The 24,218-nt window shown below is 69.7% G+C and carries 18 protein-coding genes and 2 pseudogenes; 17 read left to right on the top strand and 3 right to left on the bottom strand.

Annotated elements, in window-relative coordinates:
• Positions 1 to 125: 125 nt before the first annotated feature.
• The 9 genes from KJS59_RS07705 to KJS59_RS07745 all read left to right on the top strand — a co-directional run bounded on the left by KJS59_RS07705 (position 126) and on the right by KJS59_RS07745 (position 10,206).
• The gene (locus KJS59_RS07705; RefSeq protein ID WP_213451636.1) at positions 126 to 1,649 is read left to right on the top strand and encodes a sugar ABC transporter ATP-binding protein; all 1,524 of its coding nucleotides are present in this window, start codon (positions 126 to 128) and stop codon (positions 1,647 to 1,649) included.
• Positions 1,646 to 2,707, top strand: coding sequence for an ABC transporter permease (locus tag KJS59_RS07710; RefSeq protein ID WP_213451637.1), 1,062 nt, complete (start codon positions 1,646 to 1,648; stop codon positions 2,705 to 2,707). The genes KJS59_RS07705 and KJS59_RS07710 overlap by 4 nt, the downstream gene beginning before the upstream one ends.
• Positions 2,697 to 3,764 carry an ABC transporter permease gene (locus KJS59_RS07715; protein WP_213451638.1) on the top strand — a complete coding sequence of 356 codons (1,068 nt, stop codon included), beginning with the start codon at positions 2,697 to 2,699 and terminating at the stop codon, positions 3,762 to 3,764. Before KJS59_RS07710 ends, KJS59_RS07715 begins: the two co-directional genes overlap by 11 nt.
• A gap of 37 nt (positions 3,765 to 3,801) precedes the next feature.
• A complete protein-coding gene (gene rhaS, locus KJS59_RS07720) occupies positions 3,802 to 4,884 on the top strand; it encodes a rhamnose ABC transporter substrate-binding protein (RefSeq protein WP_213451639.1) in 1,083 nt (360 codons plus the stop codon).
• 63 nt (positions 4,885 to 4,947) lie between these two features.
• Positions 4,948 to 5,301, top strand: a complete 354-nt coding sequence (locus tag KJS59_RS07725; protein WP_213451640.1) for an L-rhamnose mutarotase — start codon at positions 4,948 to 4,950, stop codon at positions 5,299 to 5,301.
• Positions 5,298 to 6,479, top strand: coding sequence for an L-rhamnose isomerase (gene rhaI / locus KJS59_RS07730; RefSeq protein ID WP_213451641.1), 1,182 nt, complete (start codon positions 5,298 to 5,300; stop codon positions 6,477 to 6,479). Before KJS59_RS07725 ends, rhaI begins: the two co-directional genes overlap by 4 nt.
• Positions 6,480 to 6,513: 34 nt before the next feature.
• Positions 6,514 to 8,547 (top strand): bifunctional aldolase/short-chain dehydrogenase, encoded by a 2,034-nt coding sequence (locus tag KJS59_RS07735; protein ID WP_213451642.1) that lies wholly within the window; start codon positions 6,514 to 6,516, stop codon positions 8,545 to 8,547.
• Positions 8,548 to 8,563: 16 nt separating this feature from the next.
• The gene (locus tag KJS59_RS07740) at positions 8,564 to 8,782 is read left to right on the top strand and encodes a helix-turn-helix domain-containing protein (RefSeq protein WP_213451643.1); all 219 of its coding nucleotides are present in this window, start codon (positions 8,564 to 8,566) and stop codon (positions 8,780 to 8,782) included.
• Positions 8,779 to 10,206 (top strand): rhamnulokinase, encoded by a 1,428-nt coding sequence (locus KJS59_RS07745; protein WP_213451644.1) that lies wholly within the window; start codon positions 8,779 to 8,781, stop codon positions 10,204 to 10,206. Before KJS59_RS07740 ends, KJS59_RS07745 begins: the two co-directional genes overlap by 4 nt.
• 20 nt (positions 10,207 to 10,226) lie before the next feature.
• On the opposite strand, the pseudogene KJS59_RS32145 reads toward KJS59_RS07745, so the two are convergent.
• The 3 genes and pseudogenes from KJS59_RS32145 to KJS59_RS32460 form a co-directional block, all read right to left on the bottom strand.
• Positions 10,227 to 10,301, bottom strand: a pseudogene (locus KJS59_RS32145) (hypothetical protein); the annotation flags it as partial.
• 67 nt (positions 10,302 to 10,368) lie between these two features.
• On the bottom strand, positions 10,369 to 10,878 hold the full coding sequence (locus KJS59_RS07755) for an MFS transporter (RefSeq protein ID WP_213451645.1): 510 nt from the start codon (positions 10,876 to 10,878) through the stop codon (positions 10,369 to 10,371).
• Positions 10,879 to 11,405: 527 nt separating this feature from the next.
• Positions 11,406 to 11,886: pseudogene (locus KJS59_RS32460) on the bottom strand (transposase); the annotation flags it as partial.
• A 770-nt stretch (positions 11,887 to 12,656) separates the two neighbouring features.
• Between KJS59_RS32460 and KJS59_RS07760 the strand changes: the two are divergent.
• The 8 genes from KJS59_RS07760 (at position 12,657) to lanM (ending at position 24,143) form a co-directional block, all read left to right on the top strand.
• Positions 12,657 to 14,078, top strand: a complete 1,422-nt coding sequence (locus KJS59_RS07760) for an FAD-binding oxidoreductase (protein WP_213451646.1) — start codon at positions 12,657 to 12,659, stop codon at positions 14,076 to 14,078.
• 353 nt (positions 14,079 to 14,431) lie between these two features.
• The gene (locus KJS59_RS07765) at positions 14,432 to 14,974 is read left to right on the top strand and encodes an amino acid permease (RefSeq protein ID WP_213451647.1); all 543 of its coding nucleotides are present in this window, start codon (positions 14,432 to 14,434) and stop codon (positions 14,972 to 14,974) included.
• Between the two features lie 556 nt (positions 14,975 to 15,530).
• Positions 15,531 to 15,698, top strand: a complete 168-nt coding sequence (locus tag KJS59_RS07770; RefSeq protein ID WP_213451648.1) for a hypothetical protein — start codon at positions 15,531 to 15,533, stop codon at positions 15,696 to 15,698.
• A gap of 2 nt (positions 15,699 to 15,700) precedes the next feature.
• On the top strand, positions 15,701 to 17,620 hold the full coding sequence (locus tag KJS59_RS07775) for a BTAD domain-containing putative transcriptional regulator (protein WP_213451649.1): 1,920 nt from the start codon (positions 15,701 to 15,703) through the stop codon (positions 17,618 to 17,620).
• Positions 17,621 to 17,676: 56 nt separating this feature from the next.
• Positions 17,677 to 18,990, top strand: a complete 1,314-nt coding sequence (locus KJS59_RS07780) for a tetratricopeptide repeat protein (protein WP_213451650.1) — start codon at positions 17,677 to 17,679, stop codon at positions 18,988 to 18,990.
• Between the two features lie 99 nt (positions 18,991 to 19,089).
• On the top strand, positions 19,090 to 20,247 hold the full coding sequence (locus KJS59_RS07785) for a helix-turn-helix transcriptional regulator (RefSeq protein WP_213451651.1): 1,158 nt from the start codon (positions 19,090 to 19,092) through the stop codon (positions 20,245 to 20,247).
• 171 nt (positions 20,248 to 20,418) lie between these two features.
• Positions 20,419 to 20,664: a mersacidin/lichenicidin family type 2 lantibiotic gene (locus KJS59_RS07790; protein WP_213451652.1), complete on the top strand. Its 246-nt coding sequence runs from the start codon at positions 20,419 to 20,421 to the stop codon at positions 20,662 to 20,664.
• An 86-nt stretch (positions 20,665 to 20,750) separates the two neighbouring features.
• A complete protein-coding gene (lanM, locus tag KJS59_RS07795) occupies positions 20,751 to 24,143 on the top strand; it encodes a type 2 lanthipeptide synthetase LanM (protein ID WP_213451653.1) in 3,393 nt (1,130 codons plus the stop codon).
• Positions 24,144 to 24,218 lie beyond the last annotated feature (75 nt).

Raw genomic sequence — 24,218 nt, forward strand, 5'->3', positions numbered from 1 at the left:
CGCCCTCTTTCGCGCCGCTGGCCGGTGGAATCGCGAAGAAATCTCCTGGAAACCTCTTGACGCATGCAAATCCTAACCCCTACCGTCCTAGCCACCGACGATGAAACGATTCAGAAGGGGGTCGGATGAGCCCCGACACGGACGGGACGCAGACGTCCCCGCTGCTCGTCCTCGACGACATCACCAAGTCGTTCGGCGCCGTGGCCGCGCTGCGCGGGGTGCACCTGGCGCTGCACCGCGGTGCGGCCCACGCGCTCGTCGGGGAGAACGGGGCCGGCAAGTCCACCCTGGTCAAGGTTTTGGCCGGCGCCCACGCCCCGGACTCCGGCCGCATGACCCTCGATGGACAGCCCCTGGTGCTGCGCGGCCCCGCCGACGCCCGCGCCGCCGGCATCGCGGTCATCTACCAGGAGCCCACCCTGTTTCCGGACCTGTCGGTCGCGGAGAACATCTTCATGGGCCGGCAGCCGCTGCGCGGCGCGCGCCGCATCGATAGCAGGGCGATGAACCGCGCCACGGAGCGGCTGTTCGCACGCCTCGGCGTCCGGATCGACCCCACCCGCCCGGCGCGCGGGTTGTCCATCGCCGACCAGCAGCTCGTCGAGATCGCCAAGGCGCTCTCATTCGATGCCCGGGTTCTGGTGATGGACGAGCCGACCGCCGCGCTCTCCGGAGTCGAGGTGGAGCGGCTCTTCGGGGTCGCCCGGTCGCTGTGCGAGCGGGGCGCCGCGGTGCTGTTCATCTCGCACCGCTTCGACGAGGTGTTCGACCTGTGCCAGCGGATCACCGTCATGCGCGACGGGGCGTGGGTGTCCAGCGACCCGGCCGCCGACCTCACCGTCGACGAGGTGGTCCGGCGCATGGTTGGCCGCGACGTCTCCTCGCTCTACCCGAAGCAGGACACCACGCTGCGCGACACCCTGCTGGATGTGCGTGGGCTCAGCCGCGCCGGTGTCTTCTCCGACGTGTCCTTCACCGTCCATGGCGGTGAGATCGTCGCACTGGCCGGGCTGGTCGGAGCCGGGCGCAGCGAGGTGGCCCGCGCCATTTTCGGTGTCGATCGCTACGACGCCGGCCAGGTACGAGTCGCCGGCCGGGTCCTGCGGCCGGGCAACCCGCGCAAGGCCATCGCCGCCGGTATGGCGCTCGTGCCCGAGGACCGCCGCCAGCAAGGCTTGGTGATGGAGCTGTCGGTGGAACGTAACGCCACCCTGGCCCGCCGCCGGGCGCTGAGCCGGCTCGGCCTGCTACTCGGCGGCGCCGAGCGGGCCGAGGCCCGTTGCTGGACTCGCCGGCTACAGGTCAAGACCTCCCGGCTCGCCGCGCCGGTGGCGACCCTCTCCGGCGGTAACCAGCAGAAGGTTGTGCTGGCCAAGTGGCTGGCAACCGAACCACGAATCCTGATCATCGACGAACCCACCCGCGGCATCGACGTCGGCACCAAGGCCGAGGTGCACCGGCTGCTTTCTGAACTGGCCGGTGCGGGCCTGGCCATTCTGATGATCAGCAGTGAGCTGCCCGAGGTGCTCGGCATGGCCGACCGGGTCCTGGTCATGCACGAGGGCCGCGTGGTCCGCGAGCTGCCCCGAGCCGAGGCCGACGAGACCTCCGTGATGTTCGCCGCCACCGGTCAGGGAGCCGCCGCATGAGTCGCACCGACACCGGCGCGTCCGAGCGGGTCGCGGATCACCCGCCGTCCGGCCCCGGCCGGCCGCGCCGCGGCCTCACCGAGCGGCTACTCGCCGTACGGGAGCTGAGCCTGTTGATCGCGCTCGCCGCGCTGATCCTGGTCACCACCATGCGCAACGACCGCTTCCTCAGCGCGCAGAGCATCAAGGATCTTCTGCTGGGCTGCGCGATCCTGGTGATCCTCGCGGTCGGCCAGACCCTGGTCATCGTCACCCGCAACGTCGACCTGTCCATCGGGTCCATTCTGGGACTCGTCGCCTTCGCCACCGGTGAGCTCTTCCTCGCCGCGCCCGGCACGCCCTGGCCGGTCGCCCTCCTGGTCGGCGTCGCGCTGGGCGGGCTGTGTGGGGTGGTCAACGGCGGGCTGATCGCGGTGGCCAAGGTCCCGGCGCTGGTCATCACCTTGGGCACCCTCTACGCCTTCCGTGGCATCGATTACTACTGGGCTGCCGGCCGGCAGATCAACGCCGCCGATATGCCCCGGTCGTTCCTGCGTCTGGGCAACCAGACGGTGCTCGGTGTACCCGTGCTCTTCCTGGTCGCCCTGGTCGTGGTCGCCGCCGCCGGCTTCTACCTGCGCTCCTACCGCAGCGGTCGGGAGCTCTACGCGATCGGCTCCGAGCCGGCCGCCGCCCGGCTGTCCGGAATCCCGGTGGGCCGGCGGGTGTTCGCCGTCTTCGCCGCCAACGGGGCGCTCGCCGGCCTCGCCGGCGTGCTGTACGCCGCCCGGTTCGGCACGCTCGACGCGGCCGCCGGCGCCGGACTGGAGTTGCAGGTCGTCGCCGCCGCGGTGGTCGGCGGGGTGGCCATCTTCGGCGGCAGCGGCAGCGTGTACGGTGCCGCGCTCGGTGCCGTCCTGCTCACCACGATCGGCAGCTCGCTGGCTGTCCTGCGCATCGACCCGTTCTGGCAGCAGGCCGTGGTCGGCGCGCTCATCCTCGCCGCCATCGGCCTGGACCGACTCCTGGCCCTCCGGACGGCGGCCCGGCTCAGAGGGGGAAGCGCCCATGGCGCATGACAGCCTGTATACCGCGCCGCCGTCCGGCGCGGGCGTCGAGACCGAGCGGGAGGGGGGCCGGTTCGCCGCCCTGCGCCGGGCGCTCGGCTCCTGGGATGCGGCGGTCGTGGCCGCACTGGTGGTCGCCGTGCTGCTGGCCAGCGCGTCGGTGCAGAACTTCGCCACCGGCCGCAACGCCCAGTTCCTGCTGCTCGACCTGGTGCCGCTGGCGCTACTCGCGTTGCCCATGACGCTGATCGTGATCACCGGCGAGATCGACCTGTCGGTGGCCAGCATGGTCGGGCTGTCCAGCACGCTGATGGGGCAGATGTGGCTGTCCAGCGGGCTGTCGCTGGAGCTGATCTGCGTGCTGGTGGTGCTGCTGGGCGGCGTGCTCGGCGCGGTCAACGGCGTCTTCATCACCGGGTTCGGCCTGCCGTCGCTGGCCGTCACCATCGGCACCCTCGCGCTGTATCGGGGACTGTCGTTCGTTGTGCTCGGCGACCAGGCGGTGGCCGACTTTCCGCCCAGCTGGACCGCCGCCGCGGTGCGGAACCTCCCCGGCGCGTCGATCCCCGCCGCCGTCGTCCCGGTGCTGCTGCTGGCGGTGGTGTTCGGCGTCGTCCTGCACGCCACCCCGGTCGGGCGGGCGCTGTACGCCATGGGCAACAACGACCAGGCCGCCACGTTCGCCGGCGTCTCTGTCGCCCGGACCAAGTTCTGGCTGTTCGTGGTCTCCGGTGCCGTCTGCGGGTTGGTCGGCGTCTTCTGGACCCTGCGCTACGCCAGCGCCCGCGGGGACAACGCCACGGGCCTGGAGCTGACCGTGGTCACCGCCGTCCTGCTCGGCGGGGTGTCCATCTTCGGCGGCCGTGGCGGCCTGCTCGGTGTGGTGGGCGGCGTCCTGCTGCTGGGCGTCCTGCGCAACGCGCTGCAACTCGCCGACGTCGATGCGAACGCGCTGACGATCGTCACCGGTACCTTGCTCATCGCCTCCGTGGTGCTTCCCAACGCCGTCGCGAACCTCCGCGCCCGGCTGCACCGCCGACGGCAACGCGCGCACCTCACCGCGTCGTAACCGTCTCCGCTTCCCCCACCACTCGGAAAGGATATCGATGTCTGCCAATCAAAGGGGCCTCCGCCTCGGAGCCACCGCCCTCACCCTCACCGCGCTGCTGCTCACCACCGCCTGCGGTGGCACCACCCGCGAGAAGTCCGGCAACGACACCGGCGGCGGCTCGCAGACCAGCGGCGCCGCCAACCCGGACGCCCAGCTCAAGGAAGGACTCAAGATCGCCTTCCTGCCGAAGCAGGTGAACAACCCCTACTTCACCACCTCCGACAACGGCGGCAAGGAGGCGGTCACCGAGATCAAGGGCGAGTTCAAGGAGGTCGGCCCATCCGAGGCCAGCGCCTCGTCCCAGGTCAGCTACATCAACACCCTGTCCCAGCAGGGCATGGACGTCATCGTGACCTCGGCCAACGATCCCAACGCGATCTGCGGCGCCCTGAACCAGGCGAAGGCGGCCGGCGCCAAGATCGTGACCTTCGACTCCGACACCAAACCGGAGTGCCGCCAGATCTTCGTCAACCAGGTCACCGCCGAGGGCATCGCCGAGAACCAGGTCAAGCTCATCTCCGAGCAGATCGGCGGCGCGGGTGAGATCGCCATCCTCTCCGCCACCGCCAACGCGACCAACCAGAACGCCTGGATCGCGTTGATGAAGGAAGAGCTGAAGAAGTCCGAGTACAGCAAGATCAAGCTGGTCACGGTGGCGTACGGCAACGATGAGGACCAGAAGTCCTTCCAGGAGACCCAGGGCCTGTTGCAGTCGTACCCCAACCTGAAGGGCATCATCTCGCCGACCACCGTCGGTGTCGCCGCCGCCGCCCGCTACCTGAGCGGCTCGCAGTACAAGGGCAAGGTCAAGCTGACCGGCCTGGGCACCCCGAACCAGATGCGCGAGTTCGTCAAGGACGGCACCGTCGACGCGTTCGCGCTGTGGAGCCCCGCCGACCTGGGCTACCTCGCCGCTTACGCCGGCGCTGCGCTCGCCTCGGGCCAGATCAGCGGCGCCGAGGGCGACAAGTTCAAGGCGGGCAAGCTCGGTGAGTACACCGTCGGCAAGGACGGGGTGGTCGTGCTTGGCCCACCCACCGTCTTTGACCAGAACAACATCGACCAGTTCCAGTTCTGACCGCCGCCTGGCCGGTGCCGGCGCTCCTCGCGGGCACCGGCCGGGCGCACCGACGGGAGAACCATGCCCCGCATCTGCTTCACCCTGCAGGTCGACCCGAACCGGCTGGAGGAGTACCGGGCCCGGCACGTGCGGGTCTGGCCGGAGATGCTGGCCGCGCTGGCCGAGTGCGGATGGCGCGACTACTCGCTGTTCCTGCGCGAGGACGGCCTGCTCGTGGGGTTCCTGGTTACCGACGACTTCGCGGCGGCCCGGACCGCCATGCAGGCCCGCGACGTCAACGCCCGCTGGCAGGCGGAGATGGCGTCCTTCTTTCTCAACCTCGACCGCGGCACCGCCGACCAGTCCATGCGGCCGCTGGACGAGGTCTTCAACCTCGAGGCGCAGCTCGCCGCCCAGACGGGAGAAACAGCATGATCCAGCCCGACGCGCCGACCCACGAGCGGGTCAGGCAGGCCCTGCGCGCGCAGCGCATCGAGACCCCCTCCTGGGCGTACGCGAACTCCGGCACCCGGTTCAAGGTGTTCCCGCAGGAGGGCGTGCCGCGCGACCCGTACGAGAAGATCGCCGACGCCGCGATGGTGCACCGCCTTACCGGGGTGGCGCCGATGGTGGCCCTGCACATCCCGTGGGACCGGGTCGACGACTACGCCGCGCTGGCGAAGCACGCGACGAACCTGGGGGTGCGGCTCGGCGCGATCAACTCGAACGTGTTCCAGGACCAGGACTACATGCTCGGCAGCGTCACCAACCCGGACCCGCGGGTGCGGCGCAAGGCGACCGACCATCTCCTGGAGTGCGTCGAGATCATGGACGCCACCGGTTCGCGTGACCTGAAGCTGTGGTTCTCCGACGGCACGAATTACCCGGGCCAGGACGACATCCGTACCCGGCAGGACCGGCTCGCCGCCGCGCTGCGCGAGGTGTACGACCGGCTCGGTGACGGCCAGCGGCTGCTGTTGGAGTACAAACTGTTCGAGCCGGCGTTCTACACCACCGATGTGCCGGACTGGGGTACCGCCTACGTGCACTGCCGGGAACTCGGGCCGAAGGCGCAGGTGGTCATCGACACCGGGCACCACGCGCCCGGTACCAACATCGAGTTCATCGTGGCGTTTCTGCTGCGCGCCGGGAAGCTCGGCGGCTTCGACTTCAACTCCCGGTTCTACGCCGACGATGACCTCATGGTCGGGGCGGCGGACCCGTTCCAGCTGTTCCGCATCATGTATGAGATCGTCCGCGGGGACGCGCTGCGCCCGGAGGCCGGGATCGCGTTCATGCTCGATCAGTGCCACAACATCGAGCCGAAGATTCCCGCGATCGTCCGCTCGGTGCTCAACGTGCAGGAGGCCACCGCCAAGGCGCTGCTCGTGGACGCCGACGCGCTGGCCGCCGCGCAGCGGGCCGGGGACGTGCTCGGCGCGAACGCCGTGCTGATGGACGCCTACGCCACGGATGTCCGCCCGCTGCTGCGCGAGGTGCGCGAGGAGGCGGGGCTGGACCCGGACCCGTTGGCCGCGTACGCCCGCTCCGGCTACTTCGACAAGATTCGCGCCGAACGCGTCGGCGGCCACCAGGCCGGCTGGGGCGCCTGACCACCACCGAGAACGCACAGAGGACGTGAGGACGATGCATTCCGAGGTTCAGGCGCTCATCGCCCGCAGCAACCGGCTCGGCGCCGACCCGGCCACGACCAACTACGCCGGCGGCAACACCTCCGCCAAGGGCGAGGCCACCGACCCGGTGACCGGCGGCCCCGTCGAGCTGCTGTGGGTCAAGGGCTCCGGCGGCGACCTCGGCACGCTCACCGAGGCCGGCCTCGCGGTGCTCCGCCTGGACCGGCTGCGCGCCCTCGTCGACGTCTACCCCGGCGTCGATCGGGAGGACGAGATGGTCGCGGCGTTCGACTACTGCCTGCACGGACGGGGTGGCGCGGCGCCGTCGATCGACACCGCCATGCACGGGCTGGTCGACGCCGCGCACGTGGACCACCTCCACCCCGACGCCGGTATCGCGATCGCCACCGCCGCCGACGGTCCCGAGCTAACCAAGGAGATCTTTGGCGACCGGGTGCTCTGGGTGCCGTGGCGGCGACCCGGCTTCCAGCTCGGCCTCGACATCGCCGCCGTGGCGAGGGCCAACCCGCAGGCGATCGGCGTCATTCTCGGCGGGCACGGCATCACCGCCTGGGGCGCCACCAGCGAGGAGTGCGAGCGCCACTCGCTGGAGATCATCCACACCGCGCAGGCGTACCTCGACGAGCACGGCCGGTCCGAGCCGTTCGGCCCGATGATCCCCGGCTACGAGCCGCTGCCCCCGGATCGGCGGCGCGCCAGAGCGGCGGCGTTGGCCCCGATCATCCGTGGCCTGGCATCGACCGACCGCCCCCAGGTGGGGCACTACACCGACAGCGACGCGGTGCTCGACTTCGTCGCCCGCCAGCGGCACCCCGCACTCGCGGCGCTCGGCACCTCCTGCCCGGACCACTTCCTGCGTACCAAGGTCCGCCCGCTGGTGCTCGACCTGCCACCGGCCGCCCCGCTGGCCGACGCGGTGGCCCGGCTCCGGGAACTGCACGCCGCTTACCGCGACGACTACCGCGCCCACTACGCGCGGCACGCCACCCCGGACAGCCCGCCGATGCGCGGCGCCGACCCGGCCATCGTCCTCGTGCCGGGCGTGGGCATGTTCAGCTTCGGGGCCAACAAACAGACCGCCCGGGTCGCCGGAGAGTTCTACGTCAACGCCATCAATGTCATGCGGGGCGCCGAGTCCGTGTCGCAGTACGCCCCGATCGACGAGGCGGAGAAGTTCCGCATCGAATACTGGGCACTCGAAGAGGCCAAGCTAGCCCGGATGCCCAAGCCCAAGCCCCTCGCCACCCGGATCGCCCTGGTCACCGGCGCCGGCTCCGGCATCGGCCGGGCCATCGCCAACCGCCTCGCGGCCGAGGGCGCCTGCGTCGTCGTCACCGACCGGGACACCGCCGCCGCCGAAACAGTCGCCGGCGAACTGGGCGGCCCGGACGTCGCGGTGGCCGTACCGCTGGACGTCACCGACACCGAGGCGGTGGCCGCCGCGGTCCGCGCGGCCGTGCTCGCCTACGGCGGGCTGGACCTCGTGGTCAACAACGCCGGGCTGTCGCTGTCGAAGTCCCTGCTGCAGACCACCGAGGCGGACTGGGACATCCAGCACAACGTCATGGCCAAAGGCTCCTTCCTGGTCTCCCGCGAGGCCGCCCGCGTCCTCATCGACCAGGGAATGGGCGGCGACATCGTCTACATCTCCAGCAAAAACTCCCTCTTCGCCGGCCCCAACAACGTCGCCTACGGCGCCGCGAAGGCCGACCAGGCCCACCAGGTTCGCCTGCTCGCCGCCGAGCTCGGCGGCCACGGAATCCGGGTCAACGGCATCAACCCCGACGGCGTGGTACGCGGCTCCGGCATCTTCGCCGGTGGCTGGGGCGCCCAACGCGCCGCCGTCTACGGCGTGCCGGAGGAGAAGCTCGGTGAGTTCTACGCCCAGCGCACCCTGCTCAAACGGGAGGTGCTGCCCGAACACGTGGCCAACGCGGTCTTCGTGCTCACCGCCGGCGACCTGTCACACACGACCGGGCTGCACCTCCCCGTCGACGCCGGCGTCGCCGCGGCCTTCCTGCGCTGATCCGGACGGGCGCGAGATGAGGACGACGGTGATCGTGGAGAAACCGGTGCTCGACGAGGAGGACTTGCGGCTGCTGCGGCTGCTGGCGGCGGGTCTACCGCTCGAGACGGTGGCCCGGCGGCTCGGGCTCTCCGAGCGAACCGTGCGCCGGCGGGTACGGGCCGTCTGCGACCGGCTCGGTGTGAGCGCGTCGATCCAGGCCGTGGTATGGGCGGTCCGACGGGGGATGCTATGAGCGCCACCCTTGCCGCCGTCGATCTGGGCGCATCCGGCGGCCGGGTCATGGTCGGTCGCGTCGGCGCCGGAAGGTTGGACCTGACGGAGGCGCACCGATTCCCCAACGAGCCGGTACGTGCCGACGGCACCCTGCACTGGGACATCCTCGGCCTGTGGCGGGGCGTCCTCGACGGCCTGCGCGCCGCAGGCCCCGTGACCAGCATCGGCATCGACTCCTGGGCCGTCGACTACGGGCTGCTCGACTCCTCCGGGGCGCTGCTCGGCAACCCGGTGCACTACCGTGACGCCCGCACGGACGGAATCCCCGAGCGGGTGACCAGGCACCTCGGCGCGGAGCGGCTCTACGCCACCACCGGGCTGCAGCAACTGCCATTCAACACCCTCTACCAGCTCATCGCGGCCGCCGGTACGCCGCAGCTGGACATCGCCGACCGGCTGCTGCTGATCCCGGACCTCATCGCGTACTGGCTCACCGGGGAGATCGGCGCGGAGATCACCAACGCCTCGACGACGCAGCTGTACGACGTACGCCGCCGGGGCTGGGCGGTCGACCTCATGGCCGACGCGGGGATCCGTACCGACCTGTTCCCGCCGCTACGCGAGCCGGGCACCCGGATCGGGCCGGTCCTGGCGGACCTCGGGCTGCCCGGCGAGCCGGGCGTCGTGGCGGTAGGCTCGCACGACACCGCGTCCGCGGTGATGGGCGTGCCGGCGGCGGGGGAACACTTCGCCTACATCTCCTGCGGCACCTGGTCCTTGGTGGGCGTCGAACTCGACGCCCCGGTGTTGACCGAAGCGAGCCGGCGCGCCAACTTCACCAACGAATCCGGTGTGGACGGAACGATCCGCTACCTGCGCAACATCATGGGCCTGTGGCTGCTGCAGGAATCCCTGCGTACCTGGGGCACCAGCGACCTGCCCGGTCTGGTGCGCCACGCGACCCAGGAGCCAGCACTCCGGTCCGTCATGGACCCGGACAACCCAGCGTTCCTGCCACCCGGGGACATGCCGGCGCGCATCGCCGATGCGTGCCGGCGCGCCGGTGAGCCGGTGCCCACAACCCCCGCCGCCATCGTCCGGTGCATCGCGGACAGCCTGGCCCTGGCCCACCGCCGCGCCGTGCGCCAGGCGCAACAGCTCTCCGGCCGCCACGTCGACGCCGTGCACATCGTCGGCGGCGGCGCCCGCAACGAACTACTGTGCCAGCTCACCGCCGACGCCTGCGCGCTCCCCGTCCTCGCCGGACCGGTCGAGGCCACCGCGCTCGGCAACATCCTGGTGCAGGCCCGTGCCGCCGGTGCCATCGACGGTGACCTCGCAGCCATGCGAACCGTGCTGCGCCAGACCCAACACATCGTGCGGTACGAGCCGCGCGGCGACGAGGTGGCCTGGCGCGCGGCCGAGGACAGGATTGGTGGTTGAGGGTCCCGCCGGTCGCAGTGCCAGCGCCGCTTACGCCACCGCAGCCGACCAGGGCGCCCACCTACCGGCAAGTCCCGTATGACCGTCCGATCCAGACACTCAGATGATCACTGAAGAGCCGCGAACCCGCACACCCGGGTCGCGCCACCCCACCAACCCCACTCAAGTTCGAAGAGCCCGATGGCCCGGGTCGCCGGTACGCGCGGACCCGGCCTCCCTCGCTATGCGGTGACCGGGTCGGAGGAACATTCCGAGTGCGAGCGCGGCGAGCAGGGCGACGATGCCGCCAACGAGCATCGCGATGTGGAGGCCACCCGTGAGTTCGTTGGTAGAGCCGCGCTCTGCGAGTTGCGCGTGGCCGAGTGCGCCGAGAACGGCGATGCCGAGCGCGGTGTCGGACTGGCGTGCCGCGCTGACAGTGGCGGCGGCAATGCCGGCCCGTTGGGGCGGCACGATGTGCAGCACGGCGGCGGTGGCAGGGGTAATGGCGAGGCCTTGGCCGATTCCGTTGACGAGGAACAGGATCGCTGTCACCCCGTACGGGGTATCGGGCCGGAGGACGAGCATCCCGAGCAGGGATGCGCCGACGAGCGTGTATCCGATGGTCATGGGGAGGCTGGCGCCGTGCTTGCCGGTCAGCTTTCCGGCGACACCTGCTACCGCGAAGACCACTCCCGAGTCCGCACCCGCTCCGGACCTCGCGTCCTGGCCTCGCTACGCAACCTGGCCATCAACGCGCTACGCCTGGCCGGACGCTCCGACATCACCGAAGCCACCCGATGGGCCAGCCGGAACATGACCAGGCCCTTCACCATCCTCGGATTCACATCGTGATCTTGAAACGCCCGTGGACACACGATCAGCACGGCCCAGACGCCCCACTCATCTCCTTGAATGCCCTCGCTGGACATCGCTCCCGCCGCGAAGGTTGACCAGGGCGAACCAGTACACCCCGGCCACGACGGACACCGGTTCCAGGTGCCGTTCCGGTCGCAGTAAAGTGCTGCCGCTGGAGATTGGGGTTCAAGCAATCAAGCCTTCGCCATACCGCGCGGGTCCCCCGACACGCTGTCCCAGGCGCCTGGACCCAGCCGCCGGTTTCCTGGCATGCTCTTGTCCCCTTCACCTTTCGGCTCCAGGTAAGCCATCAGACCCAGCAGACCTCCCTTCGAGTCTGTCCCGCCTGCGGCGGGGATGTGTCAGAGCGCCTCGTGGCGCACTGGTTGCCCTTGACCGGGATCAACAGGTGAGCGCCTTGGCTGGCGGTCTCGCGCGACGGTGATCTGTTCGGCCGTGGGGCCACGTGTGGGATGCGTAGCCAGCGGCGGTGCTGGCCGTGCACGAGGCGGGCGGCGGTGTGCAGGATCCGGCAGCGCAGCCGTTCGGTTCGGCCTTGGCCAGTGCTGTCGAGGCCGATGAGCTGCAGCCAGGCGATCAGGTTGATGGCGATCGCCGCAGCAGTGCACCAGGCGGCGTGGCGAACTCGCGGGAGGGTAGCCGGCGAAGGCCGGTGTCCTTGGCGCAGCGGATCCGGTCCTCGACACGAGCGTGGGTCCGGTGAGGGGCCTCCAACCACTGCAGGGCCCTTGTCGGGGTGTTGGTGATGAAGGCGGTGTAGCGCCAGCCGTCGCGGTGCTCGAACAGTGTCAGTTGGGCGCCGGGATGGGGGCGTTCCCGCCGACGATGACCCGCAGCTCATGACGCGCCAGATCGACTGGCCGGCGAGGACGTCAATCGGGCAAGCGGACATAGTTCGATTCGATTAGGGCGCCTGAAATTTGGACACGGGTGTAGTGACTTTTGGCGTCCATGTATCAACAATGATGATCATCCAGTTCGTTGGTCGCAGCGGAGGTGCCCACCGTGACCGCGCTACCCACCCCCAACCGCTGGCGCGGAAGCCCGGCTCGGCCCGGCGTCTGCAGGAGGCCGTGAGGTGCCACCACCTCCTACGGCCCTTTCTTGGAGGCGTCGGTGGCCCGTATCGATTGGTGGCGATGAGCTTGGCTAAGCCGCGGATATGACCAGACCCGGGTGAAAGTCAGTACCCTTGAGCGTGTTCTAACGTAGCTCCTGCCTTCAAGATTACCGACACGCCCGGTGCGAATGCCGCGCGGCTCGCCAATCGTTTAGTTGCCTTCAGTTCAAGCCTGCCTAAAAGTAGGGATTGTATAGATTGTGCTATCTATCAAATTCCTGCACCGCGCCAAATTCGTTGCATACATTGCGAACCCGGATTTCTCGGCAAGGCATGGTGATCGCCGGCGTGGTCGTACGGTTGTTCTGCTTGGGGGATGACCCGCCTATTCGGCGAGCCGGAACTGCTGACTCTCAAGTGTGGGAGCTCCTTTGCAGCGCTTGTGGCTGACTCGGACGTGCCGAATTCTTCAACTCACAGGAGGGTCATCTCTATGAATGCTCGCGAAGATGTAGTCAGCTATCGAGAATTCGTGAACAGATTGAGGTTGCGAGGAATTCAGGTCGAGGAGACAAATGGCATCGATTTCCCGGCGAACGCCGCGATGCACGACCGCGCGGCCGTCGTACCGGCCGTCGTCGTCTCTCCGCGCAGCGAATGGGGCGTCGTGCAGACGCTGCAACTGATGGCTGAGTTGAAACTGAACGGGAAGGTCCCGCTGTCAGTCAAGAGCGGCGGCCATGGCTACTTTAACGGCGCGACCTGCACGGGCATCATGATCAACCTAGCGAACATGACCCAGCGTCGCATTGCCGACGATACCTTGTTCCTGGAGCCGGGCTGCGTGCTCGGGCAGACCATCAACATCCTGGCCAAGAACCACAAGGCAGTGCCGCATGGCGACTGCTTCGGAGTCGGCGCGGGCGGGCACTTCCTCACCGCCGGGTGGGACCTTATCCTCGCGCGCAAATACGGACTGGGGTGCCAATCCGTCGCGGGCGGTCGAGTCGTGCTCTGGGACGGCAGCGTCGTCGACGTAGATGAAGAAAGCCACCCAGACCTGCTGCTGGCGATGCGTGGCGGTGCCACCGCCGGCGTGGGAGTCGTCACCGAAATACGCTTACGTCTGATAGACGAGCCGGCGCTGGCGACTTGGCGGTTCACGCGGATCACCCGAGAACAACTGGCCACCTGCGTGGGCCATGGCTTCTTCGGACGGTCGGCCAAGCTGCCCCAGGAGGTGTCAGTCTCGGTCCGCATCCACTTCGAGCCGGATCAGCTGGCGCCAGTGTGCTCATTCAACGTTGTAAGCCTACTGTCCGCCGAGGCCACCGTGCAACTGCTGCGGGAAAACCTGGGAGACGAGGTTACGGACATCGTGGCCGATCTTTCGGCATGGTCGGAAAAGACTCTGCTCGATCTGCGCATGTTGCCGGCTTCGGACTTTCTGGCAGCCCACCCAGAGATGCTGGGAGAGGTGAACGCGCAGGCGCTACACGCCAATCCCTTACTGTACTGGAAGCAGACCTCGTCCGCGCGCGAGATGGCCAGCTCCTACTTCACGTCCATCTCGAATTGGGTCGTTCCGGACTGCGAGCCCATGCTCCTCGAACTATACGCCGCCTTCGAATCGGCGCAGGCGCATCCGTTGCGCGAGCGGATGTACACGCTCGTCATTTTAGGCGGCGGCCGGATGACGGACCTGCAAGAAAGCTGTTCCATGCCCTTGGGCGAGGCGCTGGCGCGGTTCGAGCTGCACTGGGATGACCCCGAAACCGAGGAGGCATGGAGCCGCGACTTCACGGACAAGGTTCACTCGATCCTGCTGTCGAAGCAGGATCCGGGGCCCGGGCGCCCCTACCGGGGAGACATCTGGCTGCCCGAGCAGGCGCACGACCCGCGTCTGGAGGCCATCCGCAAGACATACGATACCGGAACAATATCGCGCGCCTGAACGGATGCAGGCACCGAACCAATGCTCATGAGGTGCTGACGCTCCAAGGCTCCGGCAAAGGCGAGACGGGGTCCGGCTTGATGTGGTTGGTGTAGACGCGCCCCTTGCTGGTGGTAGCAGGGCGGGCTTGACGCGTTCAGATGATCATCGAGGTTCCTGCGCCTTTGTTGATCGCCCGAAGTGAGTCCTGCCCTCCCTGCCATCATCGCTGATCTCGTCCTTGTCCGGCGCACCGGCGGTCACCGTGCCCGAAATCGCTGCTGGGCTGCCTGCGGCGCTGCCGGGTCTGCCGGATCCTCGCGCCCGTCGCGGTGTACGACACCGGCTGACGGTCGTGGTCACCGCAGCGGTCTGTGTCAGCGGTCGCCGTCTACCTACTGGTGGGCGTGGCGGCACTCTGGGGCGCTGGACCGGAACGGCTCGCCGCCGCGGCGGCGCCGCTGACCACCGCCGTCCAGGCGGCCGGCGCCGGTAACCTGGCCCCCGTGGTGCGCGTCGGCGCCGCGTTCGCCGCGCTCGGTGCCCTGTTGGCGCTGGTCGTCGACATCGGTCGCACCGGCCTGGCGATGGCCCGCAACCGCGGCCTGCCGGGCTGGCTGGCCGCCGTCCACCCCCGCTACCGCGTCCCGCATCACGCCGAGGTCGCGCTCGCGGTCCTGGTGGGCGTCGTCGTGGCCACCAGCGACCTGCGCGACGTCGTCGGCTTCTCCTCGTTCGGCGTGCTCATCTATTACGCCATATCTAACGCCGCGGCCTTCACTCAGCCCGCCACGCAGCGCCGCTGGCCGCGGGCTCTCAACGTGCTCGACGTCCTTGGCTGCCTTGATGCTGGCGTCGCCACCAGGACCAACGTAAGTGGTGGCTGGTGGAGCGGCAGACGCGGGTGGCCAGGTTGAACAGCGTTTCATATCGAACATAGTCAATGGGATTAGATCGGAGTCATCGGGTGGCGGCTGGTTCGGACTGGTCGGTGTGGGAGGGGTTTCGGTGTTGATACGGGCGTGCGCCGTGGCGACGGCGCGGGCCGCGAGGGCGGCCATGACCGGCACGATGGCGCATGATCGGGGTATATAGGCGGGTCTGGGACTGGTTGAAGGCGAACCGGTCCTTGCCGACCTCGTGCTCTTCCTACCAGCGGGCCGAACTCGTCGAACGCGAACACCCGCCGCGGGAAGTTGCTGGTCACGCGCCCGATGCGGGCGAGTTTCGCATCCCAGTCTGGGGCAGTCGACTCTTTTCAGATCTTGGTCCGCTGGAACGTGATCCCGTGCTTGACCAGCAGTCGCCGCAGCCGTTCCCACCCGATCTCGATCGGCGGGTGGCCTGCTCCAGCGAGTAAACATCCCGCCCCAACTTGTCAAGATTCGGGCAAGTTCACCTGCTGATGTACCTATGCACATTGACTGTGTCATATTAGGCCGACCGGTAAGCCGTCTGTGCCAACGAGACACCGTGGTCACCGACGCCGTCGACTGCGGAGCCGACCCGATCATCACGGCGGACGTGGGCCAGCACGCTGCGGCATTCGCGCGGCGTGCCGAGGCCGTCGGCGATGTCCTGCCGACAAAGCACCTTCGCGGTGCCTGCGCGGTGACAGACCGCACGACGATGGAGGGATAAGAGTGTCGGAGCGGCTGGGCGATCGGGTCGCGGCCGCACGGCGCGACCGGGGGCTGACTCAACGAGAACTGGCGCAACTGGCCGGCGTCGCGCTCGGGACGGTGCGTGATCTCGAACAGGGCCGGACTCGCCGGCCCGACGCCAGCGTCGTCCGGCGGCTGTCCGCCGTACTCGGCGCGGTGCGCGAGCCGGTGCCAGGGGTGCCGTCCGGGAACCGGTGGTCCGGGCTCATCAGCGCACCACGACTCTCGATTGAGGTGCTCGGCCCGCTGCGGGTTACCGTGGCAGGCCAGCCGCGGCCGGTCGAGGCGGACCGGCTTCGCACGCTGCTGACGTTGCTGGCGCTCGGGGCCGGTTGGCCCGTCGAGACGGAAACGATCGTTTCGGCTCTGTGGGGCGAGCGGCCACCGGAGACGGCGGCGAACCTGATCCAGACCTACGTCAGCCGACTACGCCGGCTGCTGGGTTCGTCGCGAACCACGCAGCCGTGGGACGCTCTGCTGGTCCGGTCCGCCCAGGGGTACCGGCTCGCCGTCTCACCGCCCGAGCTCGACCTACTGCGGTTTCAGCAGCACTTGCAGGAGGCCCGCGGCGCGGCAGCTCAGGACGGCCAATCCCGTGCACTGGCCGGTTACCGGGCCGCGCTGGCGGTGTGGTCGGGCGACGTCGCGGCGGATGTGCCGGCGCTGCGCGGTCATCCCCGTGTGGTACGGCTTCACCGGGAGCGGCTTTCGGCGACCGTCGAGTACGCCTCGCTGGCCATGGCGATGGGTGCGCACCGTCAGGCACTGCCGGTGCTGGAGGCGGCAGCGGAGGCGGAACCATTGCACGACGGCGTGCACGCACAGCTCATCCTTGCGCTCGGCGGGACCGGGGACCGTGCCCGGGCGATGCGCGTGTTCGAACTGTTCCGGCAACGGATCGCTGAGGAGCTTGGCGTCAGCCCGGACCGCGCCGTCCTCGACGCGTACCGGCAGGTGCTGGATGTGGCGTTGTCGGCGACGTCTGCCGCCGACATCTCCGAGTCGGACGCCGGTCCGGAGCCGGCGCCCGGCCGCGTGCCCGTCGAGCCGGCCGGTGGTGTGCTTCCCGTCCCGCGGCAGCTGCCGGCCGACACTGTGGACTTCACCGGCCGCGCTGACCTCCTGCACCAGCTCGACACCGTCCTCGGCGAGGCCGGCACGAATCTGGTCGCGGTGCTTAGCGGCTCTGCCGGGGTGGGCAAGACGGTGCTGGCGACACACTGGGCGCATCGCGCCGCAGCCCGGTTTCCCGACGGTCAGCTCCACACGAACCTGCGAGGGTACGCCACCGGTGACCCGATGCACCCGTTGGCCGTGCTGGCCCTGTTCCTGCGTGCGTTGGGCATCCCACCGCAGCACGTGCCGTCGGATGTGGACGAGGCGGCCTCGCTGTACCGGAGCGTTCTTGCCGACCGGCGGGTCCTGGTGGTCCTGGACAACGCGGCCTCGCCGGAACAGGTCCGTCCACTGCTGCCGGGCAGTCAGAGGTGCCGGGTGCTGATCACCAGCCGGGACCGGCTGGTCGGCCTTGTGGCGCGGGAGGCCGCCGCGTCCGTGCACGTCGACGTGCTCGCCGAGGCCGAGGCGCTGCACCTGCTGGCCCGTGTCGCCGGCACGGGGGTGGCCGCCGAGCCGGCCGCCGCGGCACAACTGGTGCGGCTGTGTGCGAGGCTGCCACTGGCGTTGCGGATCGCGGGCACCAACATCAGCGAGGACCCACACCTGTCCGTCTCGGGATACGTTCACCGCCTCACCGTCGGCAACCTGCTCGACGAGCTCGCTTTGGAGGATGAACCCGGGACTGCGGTCAGTGCGGCGTTCGAACTGTCGTACCGGGGTCTCGACCCATTCCCGCGGCGCATGTTCGGGCTGCTGGGTGCGGCTCCGGGGCCGAGCTGAGCATCGACGCGCTGGCCGCGCTCGCGGGCGCTTCCCGGGACTCCGCGCATCGGGCGGTGCGCCGTCTGCTGCGGGCGCACCTCGTCGAGCAGCCTGCTCTCGACCGGTACACCTGCCATGACCTGCTGCGGCTGTACGCGCGTGAGCAGTTGCCCGACGACGACCGCGCGATGTCGATCGCGCGGCTCCTCGACTGGTACCTCGCGCGCGTCGACGCCGCCGCACGACTGCTGTATCCCGCGATGCTACGCCTTGACGTCGACAAGGGCTTCGAGTTCCTCCACCGCGGCGAGGCGCTGGAGTGGCTCGATGCCGAGCGGGCCAACCTCGTCGCGGCGATCCGCTACGCCGCCGACCACGGGCGCCTGCACCACGCCTTCCAACTGTCCGACGCACTGCGCGGCTATTTCATACTGCGCCGCCCGATCGCGGACTGGACTGCCGCCGCCGCAGCCGGGTTGGCCGCGGCGCAGGCGGCCCGGGACGTCCGAGGCCAGGTTACGGCGCACCGCAACCTGGCCAACCTGCACCAAAGCATCGGGCAGCAGGGGCTGGCGCTGCGGCACCATTCGGTGGCGATCCAGCTGGCCGAGGATTGCGGCTGGACCGAGGCCGAGCTCGGCACGTACAGCGACCGGGCGACGATCTACATCGAGCTCGGCCAGCTACGAACCGCCTCCGACCTGCTGACCCGCGCGCTGGCACTGTGCGCCGGGGTGGACGTGCCGCACATCGAGGTACATGTGCACAACAACCTCGCGGTCACGCTGCTGCGGATGGGCGCGGTGGAGTCGGCACTCGACCATCTCGAGCAGGTGCTGCGCCTGGCCGCCGACCAGCAACAGCTCGTGGGGCTGGCGATGGCGAACAAGGCCGAGGCGTGCCGGTTGCTGCGTCGCTACGCCGACGCCCGTGACTTACTCAGCCGAGCCTTGGCCATCCACTGGGAGATGGGCAACCGCTACGGTGAGGCCGACGTGCTGGTGATCATGAGTCGAGTGCAGTGCGAGGTGGGCCAGACCCGTCAAGCGCTCGACACGGCGCGGCAGGCCCTCGCGATCACCGTCGAGAGCGACGACCGCAACACCGAGGCCCGCGCGCATCACGCCATCGGTGAGGCGCTGCGGGTATCCGGGGCGATCGGCGCGGCGCTCGCGGCACACCGGGAGTCGCTGCGCATCGCAGAGGCCGTCACCGACCAGTACCTGGTCACCGAGGCGCATCTCGGCCTGGCCGCCGCATACCGCTCAGCGGGCGAGTCGGAGCTCGCCCGCCGCTACGGCCGCGTCGCGGCGGAGGGGGCGCGGCGGGGAGAGTTTCGCCACCTGCACGATCTCGCACTCGCGTTGCTGGCAGGCGTGCCCGGCTGACCGCCGGTACCGCTGTCCAGCGGTACGGGACACGCCGTCGACCGACTCCCGTACCGGCCCGCCAAGGCGCCGCCGACGTGCACTGATGTCAATGGCCTGATGGTGCGCTGGCGTCAAGTGCTCGGTCGGCGGCATCTGTCACGCTGCGGTCATGTCTGTGTATCCCAACGCATTTGGGGAGTGACGTTGTCAGGACGTGCGAGGACGGGGGCCGCGTTCAGCACCGACCTCAGCGACGCGGCGTTGACCGTCTACGGATTCGCGGAACGCCGTCCGGGCGCGACCGCCGGCATGGTGGCGACGGCCACCGGGATCGCGTTGCGGGTCGTCAACGATGCGATTGGTGAGCTTGTCGACGCCGACCTGCTGTACCGGAGCGACTCCGGCCGGTTGAGCCCGACGAACCCTTGCCTGGCCCTCGACGAACTGGCCAACCGGCACTGGCGTGACCTGGCCGCCCGGCATCGCCGGCTGCAAGGCGTCTACCAGGCGCAGCAACGGGTGTTCGAGGCGCTGAGCGCGGTGCCCGGCGCCGAGGGTGAACCGGCGGCCGGGTGTGCCGCCGCACAGGTCGAGCCGGTGTGCCCGCACCGCCTCGGGCCGCTGCTGAGCGGCGTGCGTCATGTGCTGCGGCTCGTGTGCCCGACGCCGCTGTTGACCCAGCTGCACAGCGGTGAACCGGCAGCCGGCCTGGCCTATCCGGCCCTGGCGCGGATGGCCGGACGGATGAACCTGGTCGTGCAGCGGTCGTGCCTGAACTCGCTGAGCACGTACCGTCTCCTGCGGATGCTGGGCCGGCGCGGTGCCAGACTGCGGGTGGCGGACGCGGTGCCGTTGCCCTTCGCGATTCTGGACGAGGCAGCGGTACTGGCGGGACATCCTGTCCGTGCGGACCAGGACGTGATGATGTTGCGCGGCCGGCCGGTGGTGGACCTGTGGGCCGCGGTCTTCGATCACCTCTGGTCCACATCCGATCACCTGCCGGCACGTCACCCGGTCCGGGTGCGCGACGAGCCCGAACCGGACGGGCTCGGCGCGCAGCAACAGGCGGTGCTGCGCCTGCTGGCCTGCGGAGCCAAGGATGAGGCGATGGCTCGACACCTGGGTGTCTCGCTGCGCACGCTGCGCCGCATCGTGTCCGAGACCATGACGAAACTCGGTGCGCAGTCGCGGTTTCAGGCCGGCCTCATCGCCGCGTCATACGGGTTGCTCGACCGGAATGCGCCGGGTCGCCCGCCGGTCGACCGAGTCGGCTGACGGCTGGCAGGTTGCGGCACTGGCCGCTGGGCGCCAGCGGGGGCCGTGGCGGTTCCGGCGACCGGCGCCGACGATGAGATCGGCCCGGTGCCGCCGGTCGTTCCGACACCGGTGCTGCGCGCTCGGCGGGCCGTTCGTTGTTCCCAACCGCAGACGCCTGAGGAGGCGTAGATGAACCACGTACGGGCTTGGAAGGATCTCGACTACCGCGACTCGATCTCCGGCGAGGAGCTTGCCACGCTGCCGGCGCACCCGGCTGGCGGCATCCTCGCAGACGCAGAGCTGGCTCAGATCTCCGGTGGCACGCCCACCACGCCGGTCTGCGGAGTCATCACGATTGTCACGCTGAGCGCCGCCTACTGCACCAAGAACTCGGTGTGCGGGACGTGCGGTTTGTGGACGAGCGGTTGCTGCTGACGCATCGGGCGTACTCGGTGTGGTCGCCTCGCGTGGGCGGCCACACCGTCGCATCCCGACCCGGCACGGGGATCTGGAGGAGATCGATGGGGCAAGTTCGCGGAGCCGAGGGCGGTGGCGAGCCGTTCGATTTCGACCCGGGTGCGTGGCGCCCGGCGGCACATCTGCACGAGCGGGATCCCGCCGCCGGGGACCAGGAGTTGGGCCGCCGACGCAGACGGCGGTGGGCCACCACGTTCGGCTCGGAGACGGCGCTGGAGGCCGGCTTGCGCTGTCTTGGCCTCGATGAGCCGCTGTTTGACGGGCTGCTGGGCGTGCTTGCCTCAAGCGGCGCGACCAGCGGCGCAGAGCCGCCGGGTGCCGCTTCCGGCGACGCGGGACGCCCGGCGTGGGTCGGCGAGGTCACCGCGGTGGTGGCCGACGGGACTGCCGGCCCCGAGCCCTATCTCGCGGCGGACGACCGGCTCGGCCTGCTGCGCGTCGTGGGGCCGCAGGTGCGTGGCTACCAACGCCGCTTGCACCGCAAGGTGACCACCGTGGTGGGTGCGGGCGCGGCCGGCGGCCGGCTGGCGGCGCTGCCGGACCTGCTGGCCTCGGCATGGCCGGAGTCGGCGGTTACGTCGGCGGTGCTGCGGACCTCCGTGCTGGAGTTGGCGGTGGCGCGGGTGGAGGACCGGCTCGTCGGGTCGACCCCGGAGGAACGCTTCGTGTCGTTCGTCGAGATGCTCGGCCTCCCGGCGACCCGGCACACCATCTGGAACGAGTATCCGGTGCTCGTCCGGTACGTCAACGACGTCCTGCGGCATTGGTGCGAGGCGAGCCTCGAACTCGCCGCACGGCTGTGCGAGGATCTGCCGGCTCTTGACGCGCTGGCGCCGGGTGTGAGCGGTCTCGGCGAGGTCGTGGCGGTCGGCCTCGGTCAAGGCGACACACACCGGCGCGGCCGCAGCGTCGCGACGATTGAGTTCGCCCGCGGAAAGGTGGTCTACAAGCCGCGGTCGCTCAAGGTCGATCTGGCCTGGCGGGCGGTGCTCGACTGGTTCAACAACGGGGTCACGGCGCACCGACTGCGCACCCCGGAGACGTTGACCCGCCCGGGCTACGGCTGGGCGGAGTTTGTGGAGCGGCGGGGGTGTGCCACGGTTGCCGAGCTGGCGGCGTTCCACTGGCGGCTCGGCGCGCTGCTTGCCCTGCTGCATGCGCTGCATGGGGTCGACGTGCACTTGGAGAACGTGATCGCCTCCGGCGCCGATCCGGTGATCATCGACCTCGAGGCGCTGTTCCACGCCGCACCGGCGGCCGGGCGGCACAATATGTGGACTGACCCGGCTGCGCAGCTGATAGATACCGGGGTGACCGCGGTCGGCATCCTTCCCGAGAAAATGATCATCAAAGGGAATCAGCCCGCCCGGGCGCTCGATCTCAGCGCCGTGGGCTCCGGGGGCGACCAGATGACGCCGATCGCCGTGCCGTCACTCGTCGGGCTCGGCACCGATGCCGTGCGAGTCGTGGACGAGCACGCCCCGTTGCCGCATCTGAGCCTCAGCCGTCCGAGCTTCGGCGGGCGGGACGTCGACCCGGCCGAGTTCGAGGACGAGCTGGTCGAGGGGTTCACAGCGACGTACCGGCGCATCGCCACGGAACGGGCGCGCTGGCTTGGGCCTGGCGGGCTGGTCGACGGTTTCGCCGAGGTGCGCCTGCGATACGTGGCCCGTCCCACGGCGTACTACGGTCGGGTCCTGCTGGACAGCCTGCACCCGGACTTTTTGCGCGACTCGGCGGAGCGGGACCGCGCGCTGGCGCGGATCGCGGTCGGCGCCGACGGCGACCAGCGCTGGGAGTGCCTCGTCGCGAGTGAGCTCGCCGACCTGCGGGTCGGTGACATCCCATGTTTCGAGATGCGACCCGGGGAACGCAATCTTTACGCCGCATCCGGCGACGTGATCGCCGATTTCCTCGACGACGCCCCGATCGCCCGGGTACGGCAACGGGTCGAGCAGGTGTCCGAGCCTGCACTGCGCCATCAGGTGGACCTCATCCACCGCACGTTCGAATCACTGCGGGTCGGGCACCGGACCCAGCTGTCAACGGAGAAACTGCCGGTCGAGCCGCTCGGCGCCGAGGAGGGCCGAGCCGCCGCGCTGCGGATAGCACACCGCCTCGTCGACGGCGCCATCCGCGACGGCGACGACCTCGGCTGGATCATTCTGCGGTTCGTCGACGAGTTGCACTGGCAGGTGGGCGCGGCCGAACTGGACCTGTACTCGGGACTATCCGGCATCGGACGGTTCCTGTCCGCAGTGGCCGGTCGCACTGCCGATCCGCGGACCACTGAGGCCGCGTTACGCGTCGCTGATATCGTCGCCGGGCGGGCGAGCCGGATGGCCGAGGCGTTCCCGCGGAAGATGAACAGCAACCGCCTGCTGCTGGACGTCGTGACCGAGAACGCCGATCTCGGCGCCTTCGGCCCGCTCAGCGGCACGGTCTACTACCTGGCGCACGCCGCCGCAGCGCACGATCGGCCTGACCTGCTCGACGTCGCAGAGCAACTGCTGGACGTGCTCGCGCTGTCCATCGACCGGAGCGGCTGCTTTGACCTGCTCGCCGGTGCCGGTGGGGCACTGCTGGCGCTGTTGGCGCTGCATCGGATGCGGCCCGGCTCACGGGCGCTGCCGCTGGCTCGGCAGGCCGCCGCCCGCCTGGTCGAGGGTGCGATACCGGCCGGCGACGGGCTCGGCTGGCCGTCGAACTTCGGTGACCGGCCGCTGCTAGGCATGTCGCACGGCACGAGCGGCATCGCGTACGCGCTCGCCCGGCTCCACGCCGTCGAACCGCAGGACGTCTACGCCGCCACGATCGAGGCGGCACTGCGCTACGAGGCCGGCACGTTCGACGCCGGTGCCGGCGGCTGGCCGGACCTGCGTCGGCCCGAGCACGGCGGCTCCGCCACGCCACTGGTCGCCTGGTGCCACGGCGCACCCGGCATCGCGCTGTCCCGGATCGGTATCCTCGGCGCACCGCTGCCGGCGGCGGTGCGCACCCTGGCCACCGACAGCCTGGCGGACGCGGAGCTGATCGTGCGGCGGGAGACGTTCGGAGCGCACCGTGGCCAGTTCGTCAGCCAGGGCAGCAACGTGCTGTGCCACGGTGACCTGGGCAACCTGGAAGCTCTGGTGCTGGCGGCACGCCGGCGTGGCGACGACGATGCGCACCTGGCATGCCTGCGTGCGCTGCGGCAGATCGTCCGGCACGGCGCTGCTGCCGACTACCGGACCGAGCCGATGAGTTCGGCCGCCGTGCCCGGGCTCATGTACGGATTGGCCGGCATCGGGTACAACCTCCTGCGACTGTCTGATATGGATAGTGTGCCGTCGGTGCTACTGCTCGATCCGCCGATGCAGGCAGGCGACGGCCGTTGCAGTTTGCTGCCAGCGCAAACGCTTCAGCCGGCCATGCTGCCCGGCGAAGAATTGGGTTAAGCCGGGACCCGGAGTGTGTCTACCGAGCGGACATTCGCCGCGAGCTGCCGGAACTCATCATCGACCAAGGAGTCC

The organism is Rhizomonospora bruguierae (assembly GCF_018397995.1).
GTDB lineage: Bacteria > Actinomycetota > Actinomycetes > Mycobacteriales > Micromonosporaceae > Rhizomonospora > Rhizomonospora bruguierae.